The sequence below is a fragment of the Klebsiella sp. CN_Kp066 genome, assembly GCF_040065135.1.
GTDB classification, from domain to species: Bacteria; Pseudomonadota; Gammaproteobacteria; order Enterobacterales; family Enterobacteriaceae; genus Klebsiella; species Klebsiella oxytoca.
Genome location: NZ_JBEAIU010000020.1, coordinates 1 through 557, shown reverse-complemented (window position 1 = coordinate 557; position 557 = coordinate 1). Strand labels below are relative to the sequence as shown.

Annotated in this window: 1 protein-coding gene; it reads left to right on the top strand. The window is 62.5% G+C overall.

Translation table 11 applies throughout. The annotated features are described in order from the left end of the window. Nucleotides 1–557 (top strand): fimbria/pilus outer membrane usher protein (locus tag ABLV75_RS02880; RefSeq protein ID WP_196256895.1); only part of this gene is annotated, 557 nt, incomplete at both ends.

The window sequence follows — 557 nt, the reverse complement described above, 5'->3', positions numbered from 1 at the left end:
CTCTGGGACCACGGGATTAACGCCGGGCTGCTGAACTACAACTTCACCGGCAACAACGTCCATAACGACATCGGCGGCAGCAGCAACTACGCGTACCTGAACCTGCAGAGCGGGCTGAATCTCGGCGCCTGGCGTCTGCGCGATAACACCACCTGGAGCTACAGCAGCAGCGGCAGTTCGTCGACCAGTGAAAACAAGTGGCAGCACGTCAATACCTGGCTGGAGCGCGACATCACCGCGCTGCGCTCGCGTCTGACCCTGGGCGACAGCTACACCAACGGCGACGTCTTCGACGGCATTAACTTCCGCGGCGCGCAGCTCGCCTCCGATGACAACATGCTGCCGGACAGCCAGAAGGGATTTGCCCCGGTTATCCACGGGATTGCCCGCGGCACCGCTCAGGTGTCGGTGAAGCAGAACGGCTATGAGATCTACCAGAGCACGGTGCCCCCCGGCCCGTTCACCATCAACGATCTCTACTCCGCCGGCAACGGCGGCGACCTGCAGGTGACCATCAAAGAGGCCGACGGCAGCAGCCAGGTCTTCACCGTCCCTTA